Source organism: Acidobacteriota bacterium (genome assembly GCA_016700075.1).
Classification (GTDB): Bacteria; Acidobacteriota; Blastocatellia; order Pyrinomonadales; family Pyrinomonadaceae; genus OLB17.
The window spans coordinates 1660945-1685936 of record CP065000.1 but is presented as its reverse complement, the minus strand read 5'-3'; the positions used below and the strand labels follow the sequence as shown (position 1 = coordinate 1685936).

29 protein-coding genes are annotated in these 24992 nt (G+C 53.4%); 14 read left to right on the top strand and 15 right to left on the bottom strand.

Annotation, left to right across the window (positions count from 1 at the left end):
* The first annotated feature begins 60 nt into the window (after nucleotides 1-60).
* From rfaD to IPM50_07535, 9 genes are all read left to right on the top strand, one after another.
* Nucleotides 61-1035 carry an ADP-glyceromanno-heptose 6-epimerase gene (gene rfaD / locus IPM50_07575; GenBank protein QQS34414.1) on the top strand — a complete coding sequence of 325 codons (975 nt, stop codon included), beginning with the start codon at nucleotides 61-63 and terminating at the stop codon, nucleotides 1033-1035.
* Between the two features lie 3 nt (nucleotides 1036-1038).
* Nucleotides 1039-1611, top strand: coding sequence for a hypothetical protein (locus tag IPM50_07570; GenBank protein QQS34413.1), 573 nt, complete (start codon nucleotides 1039-1041; stop codon nucleotides 1609-1611).
* 50 nt (nucleotides 1612-1661) lie between these two features.
* Nucleotides 1662-2615, top strand: a complete 954-nt coding sequence (locus tag IPM50_07565) for a bifunctional riboflavin kinase/FAD synthetase (protein ID QQS34412.1) — start codon at nucleotides 1662-1664, stop codon at nucleotides 2613-2615.
* A gap of 58 nt (nucleotides 2616-2673) precedes the next feature.
* On the top strand, nucleotides 2674-4404 hold the full coding sequence (locus IPM50_07560) for an AarF/ABC1/UbiB kinase family protein (protein QQS34411.1): 1731 nt from the start codon (nucleotides 2674-2676) through the stop codon (nucleotides 4402-4404).
* Nucleotides 4405-4444: 40 nt separating this feature from the next.
* Entirely contained in the window at nucleotides 4445-4723 is a 279-nt protein-coding gene (locus IPM50_07555) for a type II toxin-antitoxin system RelE/ParE family toxin (protein QQS34410.1), read from the top strand.
* A gap of 15 nt (nucleotides 4724-4738) precedes the next feature.
* On the top strand, nucleotides 4739-5044 hold the full coding sequence (locus IPM50_07550) for a HigA family addiction module antidote protein (GenBank protein ID QQS34409.1): 306 nt from the start codon (nucleotides 4739-4741) through the stop codon (nucleotides 5042-5044).
* A 109-nt stretch (nucleotides 5045-5153) separates the two neighbouring features.
* A complete protein-coding gene (locus tag IPM50_07545) occupies nucleotides 5154-5696 on the top strand; it encodes an ATP-binding protein (GenBank protein QQS34408.1) in 543 nt (180 codons plus the stop codon).
* Between the two features lie 38 nt (nucleotides 5697-5734).
* Nucleotides 5735-8260, top strand: a complete 2526-nt coding sequence (gene mgtA, locus IPM50_07540) for a magnesium-translocating P-type ATPase (protein QQS34407.1) — start codon at nucleotides 5735-5737, stop codon at nucleotides 8258-8260.
* Between the two features lie 48 nt (nucleotides 8261-8308).
* The gene (locus IPM50_07535) at nucleotides 8309-8929 is read left to right on the top strand and encodes a carbohydrate-binding family 9-like protein (GenBank protein QQS34406.1); all 621 of its coding nucleotides are present in this window, start codon (nucleotides 8309-8311) and stop codon (nucleotides 8927-8929) included.
* 85 nt (nucleotides 8930-9014) lie between these two features.
* Here the strand turns inward: IPM50_07535 and IPM50_07530 are convergent, their stop codons facing one another.
* Entirely contained in the window at nucleotides 9015-9788 is a 774-nt protein-coding gene (locus IPM50_07530; protein ID QQS34405.1) for an SDR family oxidoreductase, read from the bottom strand.
* Between the two features lie 78 nt (nucleotides 9789-9866).
* Here IPM50_07530 and IPM50_07525 point away from each other — a divergent pair, with 78 nt between their 5' ends.
* Entirely contained in the window at nucleotides 9867-10658 is a 792-nt protein-coding gene (locus IPM50_07525) for a hypothetical protein (GenBank protein QQS34404.1), read from the top strand.
* Between the two features lie 8 nt (nucleotides 10659-10666).
* On the opposite strand, the gene IPM50_07520 is transcribed toward IPM50_07525, so the two are convergent.
* From IPM50_07520 to IPM50_07470, 11 genes are all read right to left on the bottom strand, one after another.
* On the bottom strand, nucleotides 10667-10918 hold the full coding sequence (locus IPM50_07520) for a twin-arginine translocase TatA/TatE family subunit (protein QQS34403.1): 252 nt from the start codon (nucleotides 10916-10918) through the stop codon (nucleotides 10667-10669).
* Between the two features lie 70 nt (nucleotides 10919-10988).
* Nucleotides 10989-11939, bottom strand: a complete 951-nt coding sequence (pip, locus tag IPM50_07515; protein QQS34402.1) for a prolyl aminopeptidase — start codon at nucleotides 11937-11939, stop codon at nucleotides 10989-10991.
* Between the two features lie 45 nt (nucleotides 11940-11984).
* Nucleotides 11985-13895 (bottom strand): asparagine synthase (glutamine-hydrolyzing), encoded by a 1911-nt coding sequence (asnB, locus tag IPM50_07510; protein ID QQS34401.1) that lies wholly within the window; start codon nucleotides 13893-13895, stop codon nucleotides 11985-11987.
* Nucleotides 13883-14875: a hypothetical protein gene (locus IPM50_07505; protein ID QQS34400.1), complete on the bottom strand. Its 993-nt coding sequence runs from the start codon at nucleotides 14873-14875 to the stop codon at nucleotides 13883-13885. The genes asnB and IPM50_07505 overlap by 13 nt, the downstream gene beginning before the upstream one ends.
* Nucleotides 14872-15825, bottom strand: a complete 954-nt coding sequence (locus IPM50_07500) for a glycosyltransferase family 2 protein (protein ID QQS34399.1) — start codon at nucleotides 15823-15825, stop codon at nucleotides 14872-14874. Before IPM50_07500 ends, IPM50_07505 begins: the two co-directional genes overlap by 4 nt.
* An 8-nt stretch (nucleotides 15826-15833) precedes the next feature.
* Nucleotides 15834-16241, bottom strand: a complete 408-nt coding sequence (locus IPM50_07495) for a type II toxin-antitoxin system VapC family toxin (protein ID QQS34398.1) — start codon at nucleotides 16239-16241, stop codon at nucleotides 15834-15836.
* Nucleotides 16242-16490: a hypothetical protein gene (locus IPM50_07490; protein QQS34549.1), complete on the bottom strand. Its 249-nt coding sequence runs from the start codon at nucleotides 16488-16490 to the stop codon at nucleotides 16242-16244.
* 15 nt (nucleotides 16491-16505) lie between these two features.
* Nucleotides 16506-17267, bottom strand: a complete 762-nt coding sequence (locus IPM50_07485; protein ID QQS34397.1) for a class I SAM-dependent methyltransferase — start codon at nucleotides 17265-17267, stop codon at nucleotides 16506-16508.
* A gap of 141 nt (nucleotides 17268-17408) precedes the next feature.
* Entirely contained in the window at nucleotides 17409-18050 is a 642-nt protein-coding gene (locus IPM50_07480) for a hypothetical protein (GenBank protein ID QQS34396.1), read from the bottom strand.
* Nucleotides 18047-19042, bottom strand: coding sequence for a methyltransferase domain-containing protein (locus tag IPM50_07475; GenBank protein QQS34395.1), 996 nt, complete (start codon nucleotides 19040-19042; stop codon nucleotides 18047-18049). The genes IPM50_07480 and IPM50_07475 overlap by 4 nt, the downstream gene beginning before the upstream one ends.
* Nucleotides 19043-19117: 75 nt before the next feature.
* Entirely contained in the window at nucleotides 19118-19576 is a 459-nt protein-coding gene (locus tag IPM50_07470; GenBank protein ID QQS34394.1) for a hypothetical protein, read from the bottom strand.
* A 105-nt stretch (nucleotides 19577-19681) separates the two neighbouring features.
* Between IPM50_07470 and IPM50_07465 the strand changes: the two genes are divergently transcribed.
* Complete coding sequence (locus IPM50_07465) at nucleotides 19682-20527, top strand: thymidylate synthase (protein QQS34393.1); 846 nt, start codon at nucleotides 19682-19684, stop codon at nucleotides 20525-20527.
* Nucleotide 20528: 1 nt separating this feature from the next.
* Here the strand turns inward: IPM50_07465 and IPM50_07460 are convergent, their stop codons facing one another.
* A complete protein-coding gene (locus IPM50_07460) occupies nucleotides 20529-21431 on the bottom strand; it encodes a VWA domain-containing protein (GenBank protein QQS34392.1) in 903 nt (300 codons plus the stop codon).
* Nucleotides 21431-21742: a zinc ribbon domain-containing protein gene (locus IPM50_07455; GenBank protein QQS34391.1), complete on the bottom strand. Its 312-nt coding sequence runs from the start codon at nucleotides 21740-21742 to the stop codon at nucleotides 21431-21433. The genes IPM50_07460 and IPM50_07455 overlap by 1 nt, the downstream gene beginning before the upstream one ends.
* Before the next feature lie 52 nt (nucleotides 21743-21794).
* Between IPM50_07455 and IPM50_07450 the strand changes: the two genes are divergently transcribed.
* Nucleotides 21795-22436 carry a lipocalin family protein gene (locus IPM50_07450; protein ID QQS34390.1) on the top strand — a complete coding sequence of 214 codons (642 nt, stop codon included), beginning with the start codon at nucleotides 21795-21797 and terminating at the stop codon, nucleotides 22434-22436.
* 7 nt (nucleotides 22437-22443) lie between these two features.
* Here the strand turns inward: IPM50_07450 and trxB are convergent, their stop codons facing one another.
* A complete protein-coding gene (gene trxB / locus IPM50_07445) occupies nucleotides 22444-23442 on the bottom strand; it encodes a thioredoxin-disulfide reductase (GenBank protein ID QQS34389.1) in 999 nt (332 codons plus the stop codon).
* A gap of 193 nt (nucleotides 23443-23635) precedes the next feature.
* Between trxB and IPM50_07440 the strand changes: the two genes are divergently transcribed.
* Nucleotides 23636-24010, top strand: a complete 375-nt coding sequence (locus tag IPM50_07440; protein ID QQS34388.1) for a PilZ domain-containing protein — start codon at nucleotides 23636-23638, stop codon at nucleotides 24008-24010.
* Nucleotides 24011-24115: 105 nt separating this feature from the next.
* Entirely contained in the window at nucleotides 24116-24892 is a 777-nt protein-coding gene (locus IPM50_07435) for an enoyl-CoA hydratase/isomerase family protein (protein QQS34387.1), read from the top strand.
* Nucleotides 24893-24992: the final 100 nt, after the last annotated feature.

The following is a 24992-nucleotide window of genomic DNA, read 5'->3' as shown; positions in this document are numbered from 1 at the left end:
AAATCGGCCGATGTCGCAGAACTTCGATAATGTAGTAAATTAGCGTTTGGATCTGATCGTATGGCAAAGATCATCGTAACAGGCGGAGCGGGTTTCATCGGCAGTGCGGTCGTTTGGCAGCTGAACGAGCTGGGATATGACGACATTTTGATAGTCGATCGGCTCGACGAGACCGACAAATGGAAAAATCTCGTGCCTCTGCGTTTTGACGACTACGTCGATGCGGACGATTTCGCTGACGAGATGGACATGCACGACGATACGGAGGTCGTTTTTCATCTCGGAGCGTGTTCCTCGACGACCGAGACCGACGCGGACTATATGTTCCGCAACAATTTCGAATACACAAAATTGCTCGCTCTTTGGTCGTTGGAAAATGATGCCCGCTTTATTTATGCATCTTCGGCGGCAACCTACGGTGACGGTTCGGCAGGTATGGAAGACGGGTTCGACGGCCTTGATAAACTCCGCCCGCTCAATGTTTACGGATATTCAAAACACCTATTTGATCAGTGGGCAGCGAGGAACGGCTTGTTCGACGACATCGTCGGGCTGAAGTATTTCAACGTTTTCGGCCCCAACGAGGATCACAAGGGCGACATGCGGTCGCTCGTGAACAAGGCTTTCGGTCAAATACAGCAGGCCGGAAAGCTGCAGCTTTTCCGCAGCCATCATCCCGATTACACCGACGGCGAGTTCGGCCGCGATTTTGTTTATGTGAAAGATGCCGTCGATATGACGCTGCATTTTATGGAGGACGGAACAGGCGGACTTTTCAATGTCGGCTCAGGGCGAATGAATACTTGGAATGCTCTGGCTGACGCAATATTCGGCGCGATGGATATGCCGCGAAATGTTGAATATATCGATATGCCCGAGCACCTTCGTGATCGATATCAATACAACACGCAGGCCGACCTGACGCGGATCCGCGAGGCCGGCTACACGGCCGAAACGACCGATCTACAGACGGCGGTCGCGGATTACATTCAAAACCACCTGATCCCGGGCAAACATCTCGGCGACTGCGTATAGCCGATGCAGATATTAGCCGCCGCATTATTTCTGACCTGCATGCCGACAGCATTGCTCGATTTCGCGATTCCTAAATGGAATACAGAAGAGGCTTTTGCGATAGCGGATGCCTACAAACACCTCTTTCAGGCTACGATGGGCGGCGAACACGCTGCACCTGAACGCGATATCGCACTTGCTCGGCTTGAAAAGGAATGGTCAGAAATGGGCAATACGCCCGCAGGCGAGAACGAATGGGAACCGCTTTGTCCGGGCGGCGAGATCGGCCGCGTAAACCTTCGGCCTTTCAAACGCAGCGGTGGTAAACAGGTTGACCTCATTGACGCCTTCCTCGCAAGTTCACGGGAATTTCGTCCGGACAAAGACAAATTCCTGGCGGCATGGACGGAACTCGGCAGCCGTCTCGAAAAAGGGAAGATCGGCAAGCTCGACCAAAAAGCGTGGCGAAAATTTGACGCGGAAATGAAAGAACGCGGCTATCCCGCCGTCAGCCACAGCGTAGAATACCGCAGGGCAAAACGCCCCGCCTATCGCGTGATAACGCTAGAACAGGTACAGCTGCTGATCGCGTCGTAGCCGAAATGCCGGTTGCTCCGTTTAGAAGGCTGAAATACCATTTTATGGCGATGAAGATCTACCACGGAACAGAGAATGCAGGCATTCAGCGGCCGACCGTGCTGACATTGGGAGTTTTCGATGGGCTGCATCTCGGCCATCAGAAAATAATGCGGACGGTCGTCGAGCGTGCCCGTGCCGTCAATGCCGTGCCGACCGCGATCACGTTCGATCCGCATCCGCGTGCCGTACTGCATCCTGATTCCGCACCGCCTCTGCTGCAAACGCTAGATCAGCGGCTTTCAAATTTTGAATTCCTCGGCATCGAACAAGCCATCGTTATCAAGTTTGACCTTGATTTTTCTCAGCAGCCGGCCGAAGGTTTCATAAAGGACATCATCCACGAACGCCTGCATGCCCGCGAGGTGCATTTGGGAAAAGATTTCGCCTTCGGAAAAGGCCGCGGCGGGAACATTGAACTGCTCAGGAAAATGGGAGCCGAGTTGGGTTTCCTGGCCGACGAGGTCGATGAGGTGCAGCTTCGCGGCATACGAATCAGCTCGTCGCGAATTCGCGAACTGCTCCGTGACGGCCGTGTCAATCTCGCCCGCCGTATGCTCGGGCGTCCTTACGGTGTCGAAGGCGTCATTATCCGCGGCGACCGCCGCGGCCATACCATCGGATTTCCAACCGCGAACCTGAAACCTCAGAACCGCGTCATTCCGAAATTCGGCGTTTATGCCACGGCGACGCTGGTCGATGGAAAATGGCGCCGCGGCGTTACGAATATAGGCGTGCGGCCTACTTTCGGTGCAGACTCGGATCCCTCGATCGAAACGTACCTATTCGATTTTGACGGCGATTTGTATGGCGATGTGCTCCGCGTCAGATTTCTGCATCGGATCCGCGACGAGCGTAAGTTCAACGGAATAGATGAGTTAAAGGCACAGATCGAACGAGATTCGGGCCGTGCGAGGAACTATTTCGGCCGGCCGGGCGTAATGAATATGCTTGAGATCTTGTGATGCAAACATCACGCGATCTGCCGCATCGAAACGCGGTTCGACAGCGAATTACATATTGATGAACGCAGTTTCCGAAAAAAAGCTTCCCGAAACACTCGAACGCCGCGAGGCACAGCTTGTCGCAACGGCGATGGTGCCGACCGATGAACTGCCGATCGCGAAGTATGTCACGAATGAGGAGTTGATCGAGGAAGAGAAGTTCCTGACCGCGAAAGAGGACGAGGTCGAGCACCAGTATCTCGGCATGAAAGGCTGGCTGAGAATGTCTCGCGTCTCGATGGTGATCGGCAAGTTGGCTCTATATCTCTATCTCGACCAACTCGACGTTCACAAACGTGCTCATTGGAAGATCGCGGGTGAGCGAATGAAAAAGGCTCTTCGCCTTACGCGTGCGGCCGTTTACGGCGAATATCTTTATCGCGGCAGGCTGTGGGTGTTCCACCGTTTTCTGAATTTGCTTCGGCTGATGTTCCTCGGCCGCAGCACGAACCGCGAGACAAATCAGGAAAAACAGGCAATTTGGCTCAAGGAAAAACTCATCACTCTCGGGCCGACGTTCATTAAGATCGGCCAGTCGATGGGCACGCGAGCCGATCTGCTGCCGCTGCCTTTTGTAAAAGAGCTCGGCACGCTGGTCGATCAGGTACCGCCGTTTCCGAACGATGTCGCATTCGCCATCATCGAACGCGAGCTTGAACTGAAGATCAATCAGGTTTACGCGGAATTCGACGTCGAACCTGTCGCCGCGGCGTCGCTTGGCCAGGTTTATCGTGCCCGCTTGCACACGGGCGAAGAGGTCGCCGTAAAGGTTCAGCGGCCAAATCTCGAAGCTACAATCAAAGGCGATCTCGTCATACTGAAAAAGGTCGCGAATTTTGCTGAGCGCTTTCCGCAGCTCAGTGAAAATGCGGACTGGGTCGGAATGCTCCGCGAGTTTGACCAGACCATCCATGAAGAGATGGACTATGCCGCGGAAGGCCGCAACGCCGAGCGATTTCGCGAGAATTTCAAGAACTGGAACAACATCCACGTACCGAAGATCTACTGGAACGCCACCACATCGAAGGTTCTGACGATGGAGTTCATCCACGGCACAAAGGTCACCGACCTCGAAGCACAGCGGCGGATGAACATCTCGCCCGCGAAGGTAAACCGTTTATTGATAAAGACTTATCTCAAGCAATTGCTCGAGGACGGCTTCTTCCATGCCGATCCGCATCCGGGCAATTTGCTCGTTATGCCCGACGGACGGCTCGCATTTTTTGATTTCGGAATGGTCGGCCGCATCACGCCCGAACTGCAGGCGAAGATGATCGATGCTTTCTTTCACGTCGTCGGCAAAGATCCTTCGGGCATCGCGCAGGACCTGATCGACCTCGATTTCCTAAAGCCCGGAACGCCGCACTCCGTCGTTAAGCCCGTCGTTGAAAAGATGTTCGAGTTTCATTTCAACCTGAAGCTCAAGGACGTCAATTTCAAGGAGCTGACCTATGACCTCGCGGATGTGATGTACGATTATCCGTTCCGTCTGCCGTCAAATTTCACCTACATCATGCGTGCACTGATGACGCTCGAGGGCATCGGCATCATCACCGATCCGGAATTCAATTTCTTTGAAACGGCAAAGCCCTACGCCAAGGAATTCATGCTCCGCCGCGAAGGCCGCGATTTCCGCAAGATATTTGTGAACAAGATCATGGGCCGCGATACCGACGGCAAGATCGACTGGGACCGCACCTGGAAACTCGCGAAAATGGCGGTGAAGACAGTATTGAATACGGGGCGATAGAAAAGGTTTACAGTAATCACGCGATACGTTACTATTTTGTATGATCAAGACCTTTAAGTGCGAAGACACAAAGGCCTTGGCCGACGGTGATCGTGTTCGGCGATTTGTGAACATCGAAAAGGTCGCCCGTCGTAAACTTCGGCAGCTGGATATTGCGGGACGGCTCGATGATCTGAAGGTTCCGCCCGGAAACAGGCTTGAACTGCTCAAAGGTGACAGAGCCGGACAATACAGCATCAGAATAAATGAGCGTTGGCGTATTTGTTTCAATTGGGGCGAAGCGGGCGCAGAAGAGGTTGAAATAGTTGATTATCACTGATAGAAGAGAGGCGTTATGCGAAAGTTGGATCCAATAACTCCCGGAGAATTATTGCTTGAAGAATTCCTGAGGCCAATGGGCATCAGCCAATATCGGCTCGCAAAAGAGATCGGCGTTCCCGCCCAGAGAATAAGTGAGGTCATTGCCGGCAAGCGTTCTATCACGGCGGATACTGATCTCCGCCTTTGCCGTTTCTTTGGTCTCTCGAACGGCTACTGGCTCCGTGCGCAAGCCGCGTACGATACAGAGGTTGCCGAACGAACTCTTGGTCCGGTCCTTAACAGAATACGACCTTGGACTCAGCAAACAGTTTCTCGGTAGATCACAACGCCACCCGTTCGAACGAACTTCCCGAGGCGCACCTGGAAACTTGCCAAGATGGCGGTGAAGACCGTCCTGCGAACGAATTGACGAACCGCTGATCGTAACGATGACTGTCCCTGAACGAACCTCTAATAAATGGTATGTGATAACCGGCGGGCCGTGCTGCGGCAAGACCACGACCGTCAATTTGCTCCTTTCGTTGGGGTACGAAACGACCGTCGAAGAGGCACGGCACTATATCGATCTGCAGAGGGCTCACGGCAAAACGCCCGAAGAGATAGAGCGCAACCAAGCGGATTTCCAGAAGCACGTGCTCGATCTGCAAATAGCTCAAGAGCGTTCGCTCTCGCCTGAAAAGGTCGTATTTTTGGACCGGGCCATTCCCGACGCACGAGCGTACTATCAGTTTCTCGGCATCCCGGAAGACCCTCGGCTTGCGGAGATACTTGAGTCAGTCTCGTATCAAAAGGTCTTCATCCTCGATCTTCTTCCTCTGGTAAATGACTATGCACGTCGCGATAATGAGGACGCGCAAAGGTCCATACACGCCCTCCTGATCGAGGTTTATCGCTCTCTGGGTTTCCCTGTTTTTCAGGTGCCGGTGCTGCCCGCTGAAAAAAGGGTTGAGTTCATACTGGATCGCCTGTAACATCGGGCTGGAAAGGCTCGATCCGCGAGGCGACTGCAATGTCTGAAACCCACAAGCCCGAAACCACCGGCGGTCAAGCAGTTGAACTCAGCGGACTTGCCGCAGAAGAGGCAGACAGGCGTCTGGCAGAAGCCGGGCCGAATGAGATCGAGACTTCGAGACGGCTCGGCCCGGTCGTTGAGGTACTTCTTCTCTTTGCCAATCCTCTCGTTATAATTCTTCTCCTCGCCAGTGCGATATCGTTTGCGGTCGGCCAATGGATAAACGCGTCGATCATCGTTTTGATGGTCTTTCTCAGCGTAATTCTCAATTTTGTCCAGACATCGCGATCAAAAAATGCAGCTGCTCGTCTGCGCCAAGAGGTCAGCCTGACGGCGACGGTCCTGCGTGACGGCAAATGGGGCGAGATACCGCGTCGCGAGGTAGTCACAGGCGATCTGATACGTCTTTCCGCCGGTGATCTTGTACCTGCGGATTCACGGATCGTCGAATGCAGCAGTTTCCACGTTCAGGAATCCGCGCTGACCGGCGAATCACTGCCGGTCGAGAAACGATCCGAAAGCGGTCTGAACAGTATATTTCTTGGCACATCGGTGATCAGCGGTGAGGCGACAGCGGTCGTGACGGCGACCGGAAAGAATACTGAACTTGGCCGCATCGCCGCACGACTCGTGGAAAGATCGCCGGAGACCGAGTTCGAACGCGGAACAAAAAAATTCGGCTACTTCATCGCACGCGTCATTTTCGTTCTGGTGATTTTTGTATTCTTCGTAAATGCCCTGATGGAGCGGGACCTGCTGGAATCACTCCTCTTCTCGATCGCATTGGCGGTCGGCCTGACGCCGGAGTTCTTGCCGATGATAACCACCGTCACGCTCGGCCAGGGCGCCATGCGAATGGCGAAAGAGAAGGTGATCGTAAAGCATCTCGAGGCGATACAAAATTTCGGCAGCATCGATATTCTCTGCAGCGACAAGACCGGAACGCTGACCAAAGGCGAGATGGCGTTGAAGGATCACTGCGGTCCCTTTGGCAAATCATCGGAATTTCCGTTCTTTCTCGCATATCTGAACAGCAGTTTAGAGACCGGCGTTACCAATCCGCTTGACGAGGCTATCCGGTCAAAGGAGGTCTCCAATCCGCTCGATGCCGCGATCTTGACCCATGATCAACCAAAGATCAGCGACTATCGTAAGGCCGCGGAGATACCTTTCGATTTTGAAAGGCGGCGCGTTTCCGTCATTGCTGAAAGCAAACATCATCGCCTGCTGATAACAAAAGGTGCTCCCGAAAGCGTCTTAGATGTTTGCACGAGGTATCGCGACAAGGGAAAGATCGAAACGCTCGATGATCAAAAAAGATCGGAGGCCGAACGGACATTCAGGACATTTAGCGAGGATGGCCTGCGCGTTTTGGCAGTGGCCTATAATGAGGTGCCCGAGAAACCCAACTATCAAACCGATGATGAGACGGAATTGATCTTTGCCGGCTACGTAACGTTTGCCGACGAGCCGCTCGAGACCGCGGCAAAGGCCATTGAGGACTTAGAGAATGACGGCGTCACAGTCAAGATCCTGACTGGAGACAACGAACTTGTCACTCGTTATGTCTGCGAACAGGTCGGCCTCGATGTCGAGAACATAGTACTCGGCGATGAGATAGACGGCCTGGATGACGCCGCTCTGGGGCAGGTCGCTGAGAAGGCAACCGTCTTTGCCCGCGTTTCTCCGATCCAAAAGAACCGCATTCTACTAGCGCTAAAGGCCCGCGGCCATGTTGTCGGATTTTTGGGCGACGGTATCAACGATGCTCCTTCGCTTCATTCCGCTGATGTCGGGATCTCGGTCGCGACGGCAACGGACGTTGCAAAAGATGCGGCTGAGATCGTCCTGATGGAACGCAGCCTCGCCGTCCTGCACAACGGCATTATCGAAGGCCGCAAGTCTTTCGGCAACGTCATGAAGTATCTGCTGATGGGCACGAGTTCCAACTTCGGGAACATGTTCAGCATGGCCGGTGCGGTCATATTTTTGCCGTTCCTGCCGATGCTGCCGACGCAGATCCTGCTGAATAATTTTCTCTACGACCTCGCACAGGTGACCATACCGACCGACACGGTCGACGAGACGTTCATTCACAAACCGCATCGCTGGGACGTCGGGCTGATACGCGACTTTATGCTCTACATCGGACCGATCAGCTCAATATACGACTTTGCTACTTTTTATATCCTTTTGGCGGTGTTTCACGCCTCGGAAAAACTCTTCCATACAGGTTGGTTCGTGGAATCGCTCGCCACTCAGATACTTGTCATCTTCATCATCAGAACGGCAGGGAACCCATTTCGCAGCCGTCCGAGCCCTGCCTTGGTGATTGCGATTATGCTTGTTCTCTCCGCAGGTGTGATCTTGCCGTTCACTCCAATTGGCGAAGTGTTGGGATTTGTGCCGTTGCCGGCCGGCTATTTCATTTTTCTCGTTGGTGCTACCATCACTTACTTGTTTCTGGTAGAGCTGGTAAAACGAAAACTGATGCGGCGGCTTGTCGAAACACCGGCCGGCTAACGTTGTCGGTCGCAGGATATGTGTCCGAGCCTGTATTGCGGCTTTGGTATGAAAATTCGAAGAACAGAAGAGTTCAGCGGCGATCTATTGGACCCCCGCATTTGGCATTTGTCGGGCCGGGAGACCATACGAACCTATTGGGACGGCACCGAAGCCGCACCTTCCGGAGAATTCAGAGTCGGGCTCCTGTACTCCGATGAACACCTTTACGCAAGATTCGATCTAAATCAGGCTGAAGAACTTGTCATTTCGACGGCTCCCGACCTTTCTGCGAAGGCCATCGGCCTATGGGAACGCGATGTTTGCGAGATCTTTATTGCCCCTGACAGGAATGAGCCGCGGCGGTATTTCGAGTTCGAGGTGGCGCCGACGGGTGAGTGGCTTGATCTTGCGATCGACATGACGAGTGGCGAGCGGGTGACGGATTGGGACTATCATTCAGGAATGAAAGCCGCCGCGCGTATTGAAGAAGACCGCGTTTTGATGGCGATGAAAATTCCGTGGGAGGCGTTTGGGCGAAAGCCGAAAGCGGGAGACATTTGGTTAGGGAATATCTTCCGCTGCGTCGGCGAGGGCGAGACCCGCGGCTATCTCGCGTGGCAGCCGACTATGACTGAAAAGCCGAATTTCCACGTGCCTGAAGCGTTCGGGGAATTTGTCTTTAGTTAAGTTCAGAGTTACGACGTGTTTAGAGTTACGCGTTTACGCGTGAATCACTCCTAAAGGCGAAACTCTGAACTACAACTCTGAACTTCTAAACGGTCATTCCGCCGTCAACGGCGATGATCTGGCCGGTAATGTAGCTGGACGCTTCAGAAGCCAAAAAAACGGTAATGCCTTTCAACTCGCCTTCTTCTCCGACTCTTGGAATTACGTTGTTTTCCTGGATAGAACGTTCGTAAATGTCGATGACAGCGTCGGCGAGCCGCGAGTGGAAAAAGCCCGGGGCGACGGCGTTCACGCGGATCCCGCGTCGTCCCCAGCTTGCGGCCAATTCGCGAGTCAGGCCGATGAGGCCGGCTTTGCTCGCGACATAGCCCGCATAAAATGGACCGTTGGCGGATGACGTCATTCCCGCGATCGAGGCGATATTTATGATCGAGCCGCTGCTGTTCTTTAACATTTCGCGGCCTGCTGCCTGGGCCATCAGAAAACAGCCGGTCAGGTTCACGTCGATCACCTTTTGCCATTGTTCCAGCGTCATTTCCTCGGGCATCGCTCCCCACGAAATACCTGCGTTGTTTATCAGGATATCGACCTTGCCGAAATGCTTCACGGTTGAATCCACGACCGCCTGAACCTCGTCCTCTTTTGAAACGTCGCAGACCTTGCCTATCGCATTGAAGCCGCGTGCCGCAAACTCGTTCACCGTCTCGTCGAGCCATTCGCGGCGGCGAGCGCATAGCATCAGGTTAGCTCCTGCTTCGCCCAAGGCTTCTGCCATTTCCTTTCCGATGCCTCGCGAACCGCCGGTGACGATCGCGGTACTGCCTGTCAGATCAAAAATCTCTTTGATGTGCTTGCTCATATTTCAGAAAAGCATATCAAAAGCCGACAGCGGCGGCATCCTTGTTATTCCGGCAGCGGCGTGCGTTACAATGGGTTTATGCAGAAGTCTGCCAAAGAGCTGGCATTTTTACGCGACCTTTACGTGCAGGACGAATGGACCCGCAGATTTACCGACCTTGTCGATAAGCATGCGAAACTGACCGATGCCGAGGAACTGCTTTACCTGAACGCAGGCACCGGAACCCATGCATTGGTACTCGAAGAGCGTATCGGGAATGAGACGGATATCTTTGCGGTCTGCGGCGATGAATACGAGTTGGCGATCGCCGCCGACAAGGCCATAGCCGTCGGATCCAAGGTCGAATTTTCGACAAAGAGTTTCGGTGATGACGCATTCGCGTGCGTTGTGGCCGACCTCAGTTTCGTTCGCTTGGAGGACACGGCGGAGACGATCGACGATGTTGTCCGCAAAGCCAAGACGGACGGAGAGGTGGCACTTGTCATGCCGACGGCGGGCAGCTTCGGCGAACTTTACTCCATGTTGTGGGAAGTCTTGGCCGACGCAGACGTTGAGCTTTCGACCAAAGCAGAAGACCTCATCACGGGGCTGCCATCTGTCGCTGCGGTCAAACAGGCGGCGGAGAATGCCGGCCTTGTGAACATCAAGTCGGAAACGGCGAATGAGGCCTTCGATTTTGAGACAGGCGAGGATCTGGTCAATTCGCCTCTCGTCGCAGATTTTCTGTTTCCAATGTGGTTCGGAGAGATAGATGACGCTGAGGACGCTGCGATCAAGGAAAAACTCGCAGGCCTGATCAACGCGGAACTCGGCGACCTATCGTTTCAGTTTACGGTGAAGGCCACATTGATCCGCGGCCGTAGAGCGTAGTGGTAAGACTATTTTGCTTCGGCCCGGCGGCGGAGTTCTTCGGCGAGGGCTTCGTCCGAAACCTGATTGATCTGCGGAGCCGCTTCGCTCGAAAGCTTTTGCTGTTCGGCCTTTTCCTCTTCTTCAGCTTCTCGCATTCCTTCTTTGAACGCTTTCCGCGACTGTCCCAACGATTTCGCAAGCTGCGGCAGCCGTGACGCCCCGAAAAGCAGGAATAGTACAGCGACGACGAGAATTATCTCAGTTGTTCCAAAATTCATAAGCAGCATACGCAACCTTCCTGAAAGCCAATCATACAGCTTTCACTCCTGTTTTTCATCAACAAAAACCTTAACTTGCCGTTTTGAACCTGTCCATAGCATCTACTAACGCCGAGGTAATGCCGGGTTCCGAGACCGAATGTCCTGCATCCGGAATGACGATAAATTCGGCTTCCGGAAACGCCTGGTGCAGGTCCCATGCGGATGTGATCGGGCAAACCACGTCATAGCGGCCCTGAACGATCACCGTTGGAATATGGCGTATCTTGTCCACGTTCTCGAGCAAATAATTGTCCGAAGGGAAGAATGAACCGTTAGTAAAATAATGGCATTCGATGCGGGCGAGGCTCAGAGCTTCATGCGGCTCTTCCCAATGATCGACGAGGTCCTGGCTGGGATACAGTTTCGAGGTCGCACCTTCCCAAGTGCTCCATGCCCGTGCCGCCGCCAGCCGCGTCGCTTCGTCGTCGCTGGTCAGGCGTTTGTGATATGCCGAGATGAAATCGCCGCGTTCTTCCTCAGGAATTGCATCGCGATAGCGTTCCCAGAAATCGGGAAATATTTCTGAAGCTCCGTATTGATAGAACCAATCCAGCTCTTTCTTTCGCGTCAAAAAGATGCCGCGAAGAATAAGCCCCAGGCATCTGTCAGGATGCGAGATGGCATAGGCAAGGCTAAGCGTCGAGCCCCACGAACCGCCGAAAACATACCATTTGTCGATGCCGAATTTTTCCCGCAGCGTCTCGATATCGTTGATCAGATCCCACGTCGTGTTCTCGTTCAGTTCGGCATGAGGCGTCGATCTGCCTGAACCGCGTTGGTCGAACAGAACGATGTGATATGCCGCGGGGTCGAAAAACTGCCTATACATCGGCAGCAGTCCGCCGCCCGGCCCGCCGTGCAGGAAAACGACGGGGATGCCGTTCGGATTGCCCGCGCGTTCGTAATAGATAGTGTGCAGTTCAGACACCGGCAGCATGCCGCTGTCAAATGGTTCGATCTCGGGATATAGATTTGCCATAGCCTGATAATAACAAAAAACTGTTCGCTATCCACTTTTCGCCATTCACTGCAGAAAGCGATCATGCCACAACTGAAAAACTAGCAGGGTCCAAAGCTGTTTGTGGTGGCTGGCGGCGCCGGATTCGTGTTCGCGGATCAGTTGTTCAACGAAAGCGGGCTCGAATAAGCCTTGCCGTTTTAGGCGATCGGGCGAGAGCATGTCGCGCATCAGCGGATTCAGACGGCCTTTCAGCCATTCTGCGACCGGAATTCCAAAACCTTTTTTGGGACGGTTCAGGATCTCGTTCGGCAAAATGCCGTTGAGCGAGCGTTTTAGTATGTATTTGCCGGTGCTGCCGCGGAGTTTGTAATTGACCGGCAGCGACGCCGCGAATTCGCCGATACGCGGATCGAGGAACGGCGCACGCGTTTCCAATGAGACTGCCATCGCGGCACGATCGACCTTGGTGAGAATGTCCTCGGCGAGGTAGAGATTGATATCGAGATACTGCATACGCTCGATGTCGTTGTCTGCGTCGCAATGCTTGAGCAGTTCGCGGGCAATGTCGTAAATATCCGCGTCGGCGGCAGCATTGACGTCAGCCGTGAAAAGCTGCCGCTGTTCGTCGGGCGAAAAAGAACCGAACCACGAGTGATGCCTCGTCACAACGTCATAATTCGCGGATCGCACGAATCGTTTTGCGCGATATTCGAACGACAGGTTCTTTGTCGAGACGGGAAGTGCCCGCACGACCGGTTCGATCAGCCCCGAACGCAGAAACGCCGGAATCATCTTGTATGCCCGCGCCACTCGGTGGCCGTAGTACATCGGATAGCCCGCAAAAAGCTCGTCGCCGCCGTCGCCGCCGAGAGCGACCGTAACGTGATGCCGTACGAAACGGGCAAGCATGTATGTCGGAATCAGCGAGCCGTCAGAGAGCGGTTCGTCCAGCCAAGAGCCGATGTCGGAGATCAGATCGGCGGCGGTGTCTACGCTCAGCGTCGCTTCGTAATGTTCCGTCCCTAGCCGATGTGCGACTTGCCGTGCGAAACGGGATTCGTCAAAAGAATCTTCTTCAAAACCGATCGAAAACGTCTTTACCTTTTCCGTCGCATGCTGCACCGCAAACGCCGCGATCGCCGAAGAATCCACACCGCCCGAAAGCAGAATACCAAGCGGCACGTCCGACACCAGCCGCATTCTGACAGCATCGGATAGGAGGTTTTTCAGCTCCTCGGCTCTCTCGCTTAGCGTTCCTTTGTGGCCTTGCGGCTTTGCGGGAGAGCCGTCGTCCCACCTCAGATCCCAGTAGCGCCGTATCTGCACCTCACCGCCATCGACCGTGAGAACATGGGCGGCCGGCAGCTTGCTGATGCCTTTGTAAATGGACATTGGCGCCGGAACGTAGTCGTAAGAGACGTAATGGCGGAGTGCGTTCAGGTCGAGTTCGGGCGTCACGTCGGGATGAGCCAGGATCGCCTTCGGCTCGGAAGCCCAGATCAGCTTGCCGTCGAAAACGCCGTAATAGAGCGGCTTTTCTCCGAAACGGTCGCGGGCGATGATGAGTTTCTTTCGCTTCGTGTCCCACAGCGAGAACGCATACATGCCGTTCACATGCTCGAGCAGATCTTCGCCGTACTCTTCGTAAAGATGCGGCAGTATTTCAGTGTCTGAATTCGTCTTGAACTTGTGGCCTTTCTTTTCGAGCTCCGCACGTACTTCGCGATAGTTATAGAGCTCGCCGTTCATCATCACGACGACCGAGCGGTCGCAGCTAAACACAGGCTGGTCGCCGGTGTGCAGGTCGATGATCGAAAGCCGACGCATGCCGAGAGCGACCGTGTCATCAAGCCACACGCCTTCGCTGTCCGGACCGCGATGCACGATCCGTTCACACATCGAGTGCAGCACCGCATCGGCGTTTTGTTCAGCTTTGGTTGTGTCCAGGTTTATCCACCCTGCTATTCCGCACATGAACTTTCTCGAGTTGAAGCGTATTTCTCAATGTAGCTTACTGCTTCTAGTATATCCCTCACCGCAAAACAGCGATCAGCTACACCTGCCTCACGAAGCGCATGTATCGGACTAGGCCGATGAATTAGGGCAAGCTGTCGTGAATCGACCTGTAATAAATCGATTTTTTCACGATTTGCCAGAAATATTCCCATATGAACCGCATCTCGGAACGTGTTACCTAGTTTCATGAACTCCTTCTTAGAAGCGTCCCCGACGACGACATTAAGAGGACGAGACTCCAGAGTTACAGACGAATTAATAAGTTCCTTTTCGCGTTCAAGTTTTTCAACGGTTGGTTCACCTAAAGCCGTGAGAAAGTTTTCCGCAATCAAAGACGGGTTACTAGTAATGGACTCTGGCGAGATATCAATCGATTTTAGCTTGCGCGCTTTTTCTGCCGGAAGAAACTCACCCATCCTCGTTGTCAAGTCGTGTCCAAACTCAGAGAACTTCTGTATCCTTTCAGCATCAGAGGACTCTGACGTTATGCCTAGGGCGTACAAGAAGGGCTCGAGTGCTTTTTGAACCCGCTCCTGATCGTTTTCGCTCAATCTCCTTTCAGCAAGCGAGGAAAGGCTTCTGGCTACGGTTTCGTTATCGAACACGGATTGCAAGAACTTTGCGAAAAGATCTCGCTGTTCTCCAGCCAACAAAAGGAGATTCCATTCGAGTAAATCGACTCCTTGGAAATGACCGTATTGGATTCGGCATGGCTCCAGAGACAACTTTCCCACTCGCTCTACCAATCGCTGATCCTGCGAATCGCGGCCCGATCCGGAAAGTAGCTCGTGCAAAATGTGCGAGGAGAGTACATGTTTGACCTCAAGCCTGTTCAATCGGTAAATCACCGAGTCCGCTATACTAGGTTCAGCTTTTGCTAACCAAACGTAAAAGCTCGTGTCGAAATAAACCGTGATGGGCATATTATGCTCGGTCAAAATCCTATCCTCTCCCGCACCGCATATATCGCTTTGTCCTGCGATTCGTGGTAAGTGCGAACGAGGAGTTCGGCGAGAAGGCCCATCAGAAAGAACTGCACCGATATCGCAAGCATCACAACTGCGATCACGGGCAGCGGCGTCAATATGAAAGAGACGTTGTAGCCGAATTTGAGCACCAATGCCCAGATGCTCGCCGCCATCGAGATCAAAAATGCGATCATCCCGAAAGCACCGAAAACGTAGATCGGCTTTGTGTGATATTCGGCCATGAACTTGATGGTCATCAGGTCGAATATCACCTTGATGGTGCGTGAGATGCCGTATTTCGATCTGCCCATCGTGCGGGCGTGGTGATCGACCGGTATCTCGGCGACGCGTGCTCCCGCCCAGCTTGCGTATATCGGTATAAAGCGGTGCATCTCGCCGTAGAGCTTTACGTCCTGTATGACCTCGCGGCGATATGCCTTGAGCGAGCAGCCGTAATCGTGCAGCGGCACGCCGCCTATCCACGATACGATCCTGTTCGCGATCTTTGACGGAATTTTTCGCGAGATCATCTTGTCCTGGCGGTTCTTTCGCCAGCCTGAGACGACGTCGTAGCCTTCGTCGAGCTTTTTGAGCAGTTTTGCTATATCAGCAGGATCGTTCTGCAGGTCGGCGTCCATCGGGATGAGTATCTCGCCTTTTGCGGCGTCGATGCCGGCACTCATCGCAGCGGTCTGACCGTAATTTCGCCGCAAGCTAATTACGCGAACGCGGTCGTCCGATGCAGCGATCTCTTTCAATATCTCCAGAGACCTATCCGTTGATCCGTCATCAACGAAAATGACCTCGGCGGTCTTGCCCAGCGTTTCGAGCGCCGCCTGTATTTTGGCGTGCATCGGCCGCAGATTGTCCTCCTCATCAAGCACGGGAAGAAATAATGATAGTTCAGGGTTTGATGACATTGAGTGATCTACTCTTCCCAATCAGTAATGTTCAGATCCGCTATCCGCGAAAACTCTGACGTATTGTGTGTGACCAGAGTGAGTCCATTTGCGACAGCGATCGCGGCTATTTGCATGTCATACGGTCCTATCAACTGGCCTTTTGCCGCCAACAAAGCACGGATGTCCGCATATTCATTCGCCGCACGATCATCAAAAGGGAATGACGCAAAATGATCTAGAAACCGCAATTGCTTCGCAAGATTCACTGTCGGGTTCTTGCTTTTCCTCGAACCGAAGAATAGTTCAGCTTTTACTATCGAGCAGACGGCGATCTCGTTGGCCGGAGTTGAGCGAATAACCGAACTCACCTTCGAAAGTGGGTCATTCAGGTAGTTTATGCAAACGTTTGTGTCTAAAAGGAACTTTAGCGGCAATCAGTTAAGCTCCTCCCTTACCTCCAAATCGCCTTGCGGGGCGCGTTCGATCGGGTCATTAGCAAGCGAACCGGCGGTTTCTTCGAAAAAACCGACCGGATAGCCGAAACTATCAACGGTGCTGTCCTTTTTGCCGGACGATCCATTTTCGAGAGGCAGAATGATCACCTCAACGTCGCGATCGCGTAGCTCTTCAGGCACCTCGATCAAAGGCGGAACTCGGCGAATTGTTTGACGATAAAAATCCATCTCAATCCGATAACTCTACCTTTTTTTAGCAACGATAACAATAGAAACGCCGAATGGAAAATTCATTCGGCTGAGCCAGTGCCGCTCTGCGGAAAAGAGCTTTCCGAAAAGGCCGTTGAGTGCCGATACGTTGATAATGTTCTCGGATTCGGGTTTGATGCCGGTAAGTTTCATGAATACGCGGCCGCCGAGGATCGGTGCAAAGAAAGTGAAATTCGCATAAGTCGCGCGTTCGACGGTGTAGCCCGCCTTTTCGATACGTTTGACGATCTGTGCCCGCGTGTAGCGGATGCGGTGATTCGAAATGTCGTCCTGCACGCCCCAAAGCCACATGAACGCCGGCACGAAAAACAGCGAATAGCCGCCGGTTTTTGTCACGCGGTGCATTTCTTTGAGTCCGGCGACATCGTCGTCGAGGTGTTCGATAACGTCGAGAGCGGTCGTCAGATCGAACGTCGCATCATCGTACGGCAGCTTTTCCGCGAGGCCTTTCTGAACTTTCAGCCCCTTTTTGCGGCAAAATTCCAATGCATCATCCGAAACGTCAACGCCTTCGGCATCGCCGTATTGCGACAGCATTTCGATGTTCGCTCCTGTTCCGCAGCCGACATCGAGGATCTTTAGTGGCGAGTGACGAGGGGCGAGTGACGAGCAGATCCGGGTTAGAAAACTTTCGAGTATCGCCCGGCGGCCGACGAACCACCAATGCGAATCCTCTACGCGGTCCATTATCGCGTAGGTGTGTTGTTGCATTTCTTGCGGCATCGTCGCGTTCATAAATTCATTTTGCCACAAAGCGATCCCGCGAAACACGCGAAAAATACGAACAAAGTCTGATCGATCTCTTGCACACTTTGTTCCCGTACCGGTTAGAAAGTTCGATTTCGTGTGTTTCGCGTATTTCGCGGATGGCTTTTCTTAAACCACCAGACCGAGCATCTGGCTGGCCGTCGGGCCCTGGTTGCCGTCCTCGCTCAGGCCATAGCTTTCGCTCAGGCGGCGGCGGATGCCTTCGTCGCTTACCTCGCAGACGCCTTTCTCGTTGTTGCAGAGGATCATCAGCGAAATGCCCTCGTTGGTGTATTCCTCAATTCCGACGGCGAGCATCCATTCAGCAGACGTCTTGTGAGCGGCGTATTCAAGCTCGAAAAGCGTCGGATCGAACATACTGAGAGGGCTGACGTCCGAATTTGAAATACTCGCTATCGTGCGTGCGAAATCGTACGCATGGCGGCCTTCGTGAACCAGAGTCCCTTCCGTGCCGCGTCCGCCCGTCGGGCCGATGGTCTCCGCGGCAAACGTGATGTGAACCTCGGCAAGTGCGTCCTCGACACTAAAACGCCGTGTCGCCATACGCATATTTGTCTTAACGGAATTTATCACTCCCGTGATGCCGGATGCGTTGATTTCGCTCACGGGAAGAACGCGTATGAGCAGCCGCGAATCTACGATCGCCTCCGCGACCTCGCGATGCTCCGCATTGCCTTTTGCGATGATGTGATCGAACGCCCGTTCGACCGCATCGCGATAGTGTCCATCGATGCCTCTTTCGAACTTCATGCGACCTTTCCGAATCCGCACCAGCTATTGCGGTTATGCCAGGTTATCTCAACGTCCTCGGCATTGATAGTTTTCCACCAGTCCTCAAAATCTTCTTTTGAAATATAGAACGCCGTCGGGGCGACGAGGTGGTCAAATACGATATTGTGCTGTTCGCGCCACCCGAACGTGCCCAGGTGATTCAGATAATCGTTGTAAAAGAGCTCTTCCGCGACTCCTTTCGCCGCGGCGTTCAGCGGCCGATAGACAAGTTTAGTGGTGAGGAAAAGCGGCAGCGTGGGCAGCTTTGAAAGTTGATAAAGAACGGGCTGCGAGATCCGCGACGTAAAACCCTCGCGTACGGGATTCACGTATTTCGTGATCCATTCGTTGTTTTCCGCACCATATATCCAAGCTGAAATGTGCCCGCCCTTTTTCACCTTGCCTGCAAGCGATACGAAGGCACCTTTCGGATCGGGCGTGTGATGCAGAACGCCGACGCTGAACGCGTAATCGAACGCCTTTTTCAGCGGCAGCTTAAAGATATCGCATTGAATTATGTGCGCATTTGGCATCTCCCGCGTCAACGCAAATGCCGATTCGACACCGTCGCCGAGGTCGATGCCAACGACGTCCTTTGCTCCCCATTCTGCGGCGAGTTTTGTGTGACGGCCTTTGCCGCAGCCGCCTTCGAGAACGGTCTTGCCAGCGAAAAACTCGGGTTTCACGGGCTGCAGCCATCCGAGGAATTGCTCGTTGTATTTCGGGTCTTCCTGAGTAAAATTCGTCCATTGCCAGCCGAAATTTTCGGCCGTTGCCGCCTTGTCTTCCTCGATCTTGCCCAGATCGACAAACCGCGGCACTCCGCGGACGACCTTGTATTCGCGGTCACATTTTTTACATGTCAGCACTCCGCCGATGATCTCTTTGCCGTCGTACTTTGACGCGTAAGCCAGCAAAATATCACCGCCGCAGGTCGGACATGCGAGTAGATCTAAAAGCCTCTCTTTCATATTAGATCAGCCACGAATTACACAAATTACACCAATTAGGGAGTGTTTCATTCGTGTCTTTCGTGCTATTCGTGGCTAGATCGCCAGTTTTCTGAATTCCTCGTATTCGCTGTACGGAAACGGCTGACGCCAGTTGAATTCGAATTCGTCTGTGTCGCGATCCTCATAAAGCTGATCGAACGTAGTTGCGAAAGCAGCGAGCACATCGCCGGCATCGCCCGCATAGCTGTAAACGAGTTCGCGTGTTGCAGAATCGCGTTCTTCCGTCGCGTATTGATAGATCTCGATCGCTATGTTTTTCCCGATACGAATGAAACGAAAATCGAATTCCTCCGGATCGCGGTTCCATTTGAGCAAATATTCCGCATCGCCGTCGCCTGACAATGCGGTCAATATCCGCATCAGATTCGGCAACGCCGTTTTATACGGCAAATGCGCGGTCGTGGTGTGAAATTCCGTCACGCCGTCGCTAAAACCGATCGACATCCATCCACACTGCGGCGAATTAAAACTTACTTCGAGTGTGCTCGACATAGTTCCTAGATTGTAAATTGTAAATTGAAAAATTGTTAATTGGTTAAGAAAGGTTTGACGATACCAATTAACAATTTTTCAATTTACAATTTACAATTAAAGCCAATGCATCAGTATCACGGACTGCTCAAACACATTCTCGCGAATGGCACGCGGCATGAGGACCGGACCGGTGTCGGAACGATATCGACTTTCGGCTATCAGACGCGTTTCGATCTGCGCGAGGGATTTCCGATCGTGACGACAAAACGCGTGCCGTTTCGCTGGGTTGCGGAAGAATTGTTTTGGTTCTTGAGCGGTTCAACAAATGATGCCGACCTGCAGGCACGCGGGGTTGATATCTGGGAAGAGTGGGCGACGGCAGAGCAGACCGCGAGATTCGGCCGGGAAGCAGGCGACCTCGGGCCGGTTTATGGATATCTGTGGCGTTCCTTCGGCGGCGATTATCCGCAAATGAACGGCGTCGATCAGATCGCGAGATTGATCCGCGAGATCGAGACGAATCCAAATTCCCGCCGGCTGATCGTCACAGGCTGGAATCCGGAAACCTGTGACGATGTCGCTCTCCCGCCATGCCACACACTCTTTCATTTCAAGGTAGAGAACGAGAGGACGCTGCATTGCCAGCTTTACCAACGCTCTGCTGACGCATTTCTCGGCGTACCGTTCAACATTTCAAGCTACGCACTGCTCACGCATCTCGTAGCTCACGTTTGCGGGCTCGAGGTCGGTGATTTCATACACACTTTCGGCGACCTGCACATTTACAGCAACCACCTCGATCAGGTCAACGAGCTGCTCAAACGCGAGCCCTTTGAACTGCCCACGCTGGAAATTGTCGACTCAGAAAGCCTAAACGGGCTGGACGGACTGCTGAATTTTAAATATGAGAATTTGAGATTAGAGAACTATCGCCATCACGGAAAGATCGCTGCACCTGTGGCTGTTTAGGTCATTTCACATTAGGCGGGTGCATCATTTTGGTGCGTATGGTGACGCCTTCTTCGGCAGTCAGCAGAATACGGCGTGCGTCGAAAGAAGATGTGTTCGCCGGCATATACGAGAGCAGATAGCGGTTCTTTTTCAGCTCATCACAAATGATCTTTGCCGCGTTCTTCGCATCGTCCAGCGGAAAAACAAGCCCGCCTGTTCCTTCGGCAAGCTGATTTATCACGGCGCCCGCTTTAGGCTGGTCGCGGCGAAAGGCACCGCCAGTCCGGTCATTGACCTGAAGCGCATAGACGACGATGTCCTGCGTCTGCAGCCGAGCAAGGATCTTGTCAAAAGCGGTGCGGCTGCCGCGGTCGAGCCCGTCGCCTATCAGCACGATCGCCGTTTTTCGCGTGCCGGGCATCAGCGGCAGCAGAATTTCTGCCACTGAAACGTCAAGTGCGTCAAAAAGATAGGGATTTCCTTTTTTGCGGAACGTGGCAAGGCTCGTTTCGATCTTTTTCGCATCGTCGGTCCATTCCTGGATGATCTCGGCTTTTTCGTCGTAGGCTATGACGAAGATCTGGTCGCCGTCATAGATCTCATACGCGAATTCCATCACGGCCTGCTGCAATTTTTCAGTTGCGGCGGGAAGCGTCAGCGAATTGTCGACAACGATCAATATCTTCGCGGGTGTGGGATCGAAGGCGAAGTTTCGTATCTTCTGTTCGATGCCGTTTTCGTAGAGGAAAAGGTTTTCTGCGAGGATCGGGACCGCGGCGTTTTCGCGGGAAGCGGTGACAGAAAGGACCGTTCCGTCCGGATCGATGCCGCGTACGCTCCGCCTCGATTGCGCGTTCGCTGCATCGCAGAGCAGAACTGCGAGCAATCCGAACATCAGCGATCGAAGTACGAAAGTTCTCATCAGGCCGCGGTTTTCGTGTCCGTACCGCCGGACGGTTTTTCGGTTCCGCTTGCAGACTTTGATGCAGTATCGGCCGAAGCGGTTGATTCAACCGATGAGCTTTTTCCAACGGCAGTGCTTCCGTCGCTGCCCTTTTTCGAATAATCGGTTACGTACCAACCGGCACCTTTGAACTGAAAACCCGAAAGCGACCATTGCTTCTCAAGGCGGCCATGACATTTTTCACACGTCGTCAGCGGGGCGTCCGATACGCTCTGACGCACCTCTATATGGGCACCACACTGCTGACATTTATATTCGTAGATCGGCATAGATCAATCACAAATACTCCCAATGAACATTATAACCGGAATCTAAATCGTAATGCGCGTCGAAATCATCAGTGCGGACAAGAATTGTCCTGCGGTTACGTATATGCCTATTGTTGCTGCAATGTTTGCCCTACTTTTGTTCTTCGGTGTCGTCTCGGCGAACGCCCAAAGCTCGCCGCGAAATGAACCGCCTCGTCCGGTCAGCGGCCTCGACCTGAAACGCTACTCGGGCAAATGGTACGAGATCGCCAAATACCCGAACCGCTTTCAGCGGCAGTGCATAGCCAATACGACCGCAGAGTACACTCTGAAAAACAACGGCCGCATAGAGGTCTTGAACTCGTGTACGAAAAGAGACGGCGTGTCCGATTCCGCAAAGGCAGAAGGCAAGATCGCGGACAAGAAGAACAATGCGAAGCTGAAGGTGCGTTTCGCCCCCGGCTTCACGTCCTGGCTTCCGTTCGTGTGGGCAAATTATTGGGTGGTCGATCTGGCGGAAGACTACAGCTACGCCGTCGTTTCAGAACCGGGAAGAGATTATTTTTGGGTCCTCAGCCGAACGCCGACGATGGACGAGCCCACATTTCAGGCAATCGTAAACCGTGCACAAGCTATGGGTTTCGATGCGAACCGGATCGTCCGAACGCCGCAGAACGCCACCGTCCGCGACGGCCGTGTGGTCTCGACCGAATAGGTAAATCTTACGCAGCGGCCGCGGTGTCGCCTTCGTGTTCAGCCAGGAACCGTTCAGCGTCTATCGCAGCCATACATCCGGTCCCGGCGGCTGTGATCGCCTGGCGATAATAAGAATCCTGAGCATCGCCCGACGCGAAAACGCCAGGAATGTTTGTCTTTGTCGTTCGGCCCTCAGTGATCAGATAGCCGGTCTCATCCATATCCAAAACGCCGCGAAACAGCTTGGTGTTCGGTTCGTGGCCGATCGCGATGAAGACTCCCTCGGTGGGGAAGGTTGTCGTCTCATTGGACACGTTGTTGTACAGCGTAACGCTCTCGACGCCGGTTTCTTTGGTCCCGTGTATCTCTTTGACCTCGGTGTTCCAAAGCACGTCGATCTTTTCATGTGCGAGCACGCGGTCCTGCATGATCTTCGATGCTCGAAACTCGTCACGCCGGTGAACGACTGTGACCTTTGAGGCAAATTTGGTCAGGAACAAAGCTTCTTCCATCGCGGTGTCGCCTCCGCCTACGACTACGATAGGCTTGCCGCGGAAAAAGAAACCGTCGCAGGTCGCACATGCCGAAACGCCGTTGCCGCCCAAGCCTTCGGGCACGGGAGCCTCGCCCGGAATATCCAGCCATTTCGCCGATGCACCGGTCGCGATTATAAGCGTCTCGGCCTTGATGACCTTCACGATGTCGTCGCTGTCCGCACTCGTTTTGGCGTTCAGGGTGAACGGCCTCGCCGAAAGATCGACATTGTCGATCCAAACATTAATGATCTCCGTTCCAAAACGCTCGGCCTGTGAGCGGAATTGTTCCATCAGGGCGGGGCCCATGATGCCTTCTGCAAAGCCGGGGTAATTTTCGACGTCTGTCGTTATGGTGAGCTGCCCGCCTGGCTGCGGCCCGTCGATCACCAGCGGATCAAGCTGCGCACGGCCCGCATATATAGCCGCAGTCAGTCCCGCCGGCCCTGATCCGAGTATCACAACCTTTCTGTGGATGGTCTCAATTTCCATGATCAAATGTTCCTTCAAATTAGTATAGTGGTCTGCGGTCGGCTTAGTCTATCTTGCCCGCGTCGCGAGTCAGATGCGATGAGCTAAAGGCCGAATATATCTTATTTTCAATGCCGCAATATAACTAGATTTATTCCGCAAATCGGCCAATCGTGCTACTATTAGTCGAGTTTTATTTTCTTTTTAGACCGTCATGGCATCCACACAGCCTCTTTTTGAGGAGAAAAGGTTCGCACTTCGCATGGCCTTGCGCCTGCCGATAGTCGTGTCAGGCAAAGCCGACGACGGCTCCACGTGGAGTGAACCGACAGAGACGGACGATATCTCAACGCTCGGTGCCTTGTTCCAGCTGAATCAGCCGATAGCTCCCGGAGAAAATCTTTACATCCGATCGCATCGCCCGAACGGTGCGCCTGTCGAGGTCAAAGCTCAGGTCGTCCGCGTGATGCCGGCGAGTTATGGAACTTCGCGGATCGGAGTTTCGATAGAGGAGCCGAAAGAGAGCTGGCTGCGGCTTTTCGTCGCGTGGATCGCCGACGACAATATCGTTCAGGGCGTCAGCGAGTAGATCTTCAAATGTGAAAAAGTGAAAAGGTGAAAATGTGGCCTCGTCGAATGCCGAACGCATTTTCTCTTTTTCACTTTTTTACGTTTTCACTTTTTAACTTTTCCTATGTACGAGACCATTACTTTAGAAAAGCGCGGCAAGGTCGCCGTGATCACCATTAACCGCCCCGATAAGCTGAATGCTCTTAATTCCAAAGTCCACGCAGAAGGCATTGCTGCACTCGACGAACTGCGGCGTGATGACGACGTGGTCGTTGTGGTGCTGACCGGATCGGGCCAGAAGGCATTCATCGCGGGAGCCGATATTTCCGAATTCGAAGGCCAGACACCTGTTACGCAGCGAAGCCAGTTTCAGGAACGCACGCTTTTCAACTCCATCGACATTTTTCCTAAGCCGATCATCGCTATGGTCAACGGCTTTTGCCTCGGCGGCGGTAACGAGCTTGCTCTCGCGTGCGATATACGCATTTGCAGCGACAACGCGAAATTCGGCCAGCCGGAGATCAACCTCGGCATCATTCCCGGCGGCGGCGGCACCCAAAGGCTGACACGGCTGATCGGTGAGGGCCGTTCGATGGAAATGAACCTGACCGGCGATATGATCGACGCCGAGACCGCATTGAAATTCGGCTTGGTGAATCACGTTTATCCTGCCGACCAGCTTGAAACGGAAACAATGAAGATGGCTGAAAAGATATCCGAAAAAGCACCGATCGCTCTGCGGCTTGCCAAGGAAGCCGTCAAATTTGCTTCGAGGTCGAATCTGGACGAAGGGCTCCGCCGCGAGGTCGATCTGTTCGCCATCTGCTTTTCGACCGAGGACAAGCAGGAAGGCGTCTCGGCTTTCCTGGAAAAACGCAAGCCCGTTTTCAAAGGTCGTTAGCGGCCATTGGCGGCCGTTAGGCTTGACGCGTATTGGCAGATTCGGTAGATTTTAAGTTCTCTTCATTGTGCATTTTTCATTCTGAACTCTGCACTTGAAG

What these genes read in the sequence shown, in the direction of transcription:
- IPM50_07475 (QQS34395.1), bottom strand. Translation starts at nt 19,042, where the DNA reads ATGAAAGAGAGGCTTTTAGATCTACTCGCATGTCCGACCTGCGGCGGT.
- IPM50_07565 (QQS34412.1), top strand. Translation starts at nt 1,662, where the DNA reads ATGAAGATCTACCACGGAACAGAGAATGCAGGCATTCAGCGGCCGACC.
- IPM50_07555 (QQS34410.1), top strand. Translation starts at nt 4,445, where the DNA reads ATGATCAAGACCTTTAAGTGCGAAGACACAAAGGCCTTGGCCGACGGT.
- IPM50_07480 (QQS34396.1), bottom strand. Translation starts at nt 18,050, where the DNA reads ATGAAGTTCGAAAGAGGCATCGATGGACACTATCGCGATGCGGTCGAA.
- IPM50_07490 (QQS34549.1), bottom strand. Translation starts at nt 16,490, where the DNA reads ATGGATTTTTATCGTCAAACAATTCGCCGAGTTCCGCCTTTGATCGAG.
- IPM50_07465 (QQS34393.1), top strand. Translation starts at nt 19,682, where the DNA reads ATGCATCAGTATCACGGACTGCTCAAACACATTCTCGCGAATGGCACG.
- mgtA (QQS34407.1), top strand. Translation starts at nt 5,735, where the DNA reads ATGTCTGAAACCCACAAGCCCGAAACCACCGGCGGTCAAGCAGTTGAA.
- IPM50_07520 (QQS34403.1), bottom strand. Translation starts at nt 10,918, where the DNA reads ATGAATTTTGGAACAACTGAGATAATTCTCGTCGTCGCTGTACTATTC.
- IPM50_07525 (QQS34404.1), top strand. Translation starts at nt 9,867, where the DNA reads ATGCAGAAGTCTGCCAAAGAGCTGGCATTTTTACGCGACCTTTACGTG.
- trxB (QQS34389.1), bottom strand. Translation starts at nt 23,442, where the DNA reads ATGGAAATTGAGACCATCCACAGAAAGGTTGTGATACTCGGATCAGGG.
- IPM50_07455 (QQS34391.1), bottom strand. Translation starts at nt 21,742, where the DNA reads ATGCCGATCTACGAATATAAATGTCAGCAGTGTGGTGCCCATATAGAG.
- IPM50_07535 (QQS34406.1), top strand. Translation starts at nt 8,309, where the DNA reads ATGAAAATTCGAAGAACAGAAGAGTTCAGCGGCGATCTATTGGACCCC.
- IPM50_07530 (QQS34405.1), bottom strand. Translation starts at nt 9,788, where the DNA reads ATGAGCAAGCACATCAAAGAGATTTTTGATCTGACAGGCAGTACCGCG.
- pip (QQS34402.1), bottom strand. Translation starts at nt 11,939, where the DNA reads ATGGCAAATCTATATCCCGAGATCGAACCATTTGACAGCGGCATGCTG.
- asnB (QQS34401.1), bottom strand. Translation starts at nt 13,895, where the DNA reads ATGTGCGGAATAGCAGGGTGGATAAACCTGGACACAACCAAAGCTGAA.
- IPM50_07435 (QQS34387.1), top strand. Translation starts at nt 24,116, where the DNA reads ATGTACGAGACCATTACTTTAGAAAAGCGCGGCAAGGTCGCCGTGATC.
- IPM50_07450 (QQS34390.1), top strand. Translation starts at nt 21,795, where the DNA reads ATGCGCGTCGAAATCATCAGTGCGGACAAGAATTGTCCTGCGGTTACG.
- IPM50_07470 (QQS34394.1), bottom strand. Translation starts at nt 19,576, where the DNA reads ATGTCGAGCACACTCGAAGTAAGTTTTAATTCGCCGCAGTGTGGATGG.
- IPM50_07570 (QQS34413.1), top strand. Translation starts at nt 1,039, where the DNA reads ATGCAGATATTAGCCGCCGCATTATTTCTGACCTGCATGCCGACAGCA.
- IPM50_07545 (QQS34408.1), top strand. Translation starts at nt 5,154, where the DNA reads ATGACTGTCCCTGAACGAACCTCTAATAAATGGTATGTGATAACCGGC.
- IPM50_07560 (QQS34411.1), top strand. Translation starts at nt 2,674, where the DNA reads ATGAACGCAGTTTCCGAAAAAAAGCTTCCCGAAACACTCGAACGCCGC.
- rfaD (QQS34414.1), top strand. Translation starts at nt 61, where the DNA reads ATGGCAAAGATCATCGTAACAGGCGGAGCGGGTTTCATCGGCAGTGCG.
- IPM50_07500 (QQS34399.1), bottom strand. Translation starts at nt 15,825, where the DNA reads ATGTCATCAAACCCTGAACTATCATTATTTCTTCCCGTGCTTGATGAG.
- IPM50_07440 (QQS34388.1), top strand. Translation starts at nt 23,636, where the DNA reads ATGGCATCCACACAGCCTCTTTTTGAGGAGAAAAGGTTCGCACTTCGC.
- IPM50_07460 (QQS34392.1), bottom strand. Translation starts at nt 21,431, where the DNA reads ATGAGAACTTTCGTACTTCGATCGCTGATGTTCGGATTGCTCGCAGTT.
- IPM50_07485 (QQS34397.1), bottom strand. Translation starts at nt 17,267, where the DNA reads ATGAACGCGACGATGCCGCAAGAAATGCAACAACACACCTACGCGATA.
- IPM50_07550 (QQS34409.1), top strand. Translation starts at nt 4,739, where the DNA reads ATGCGAAAGTTGGATCCAATAACTCCCGGAGAATTATTGCTTGAAGAA.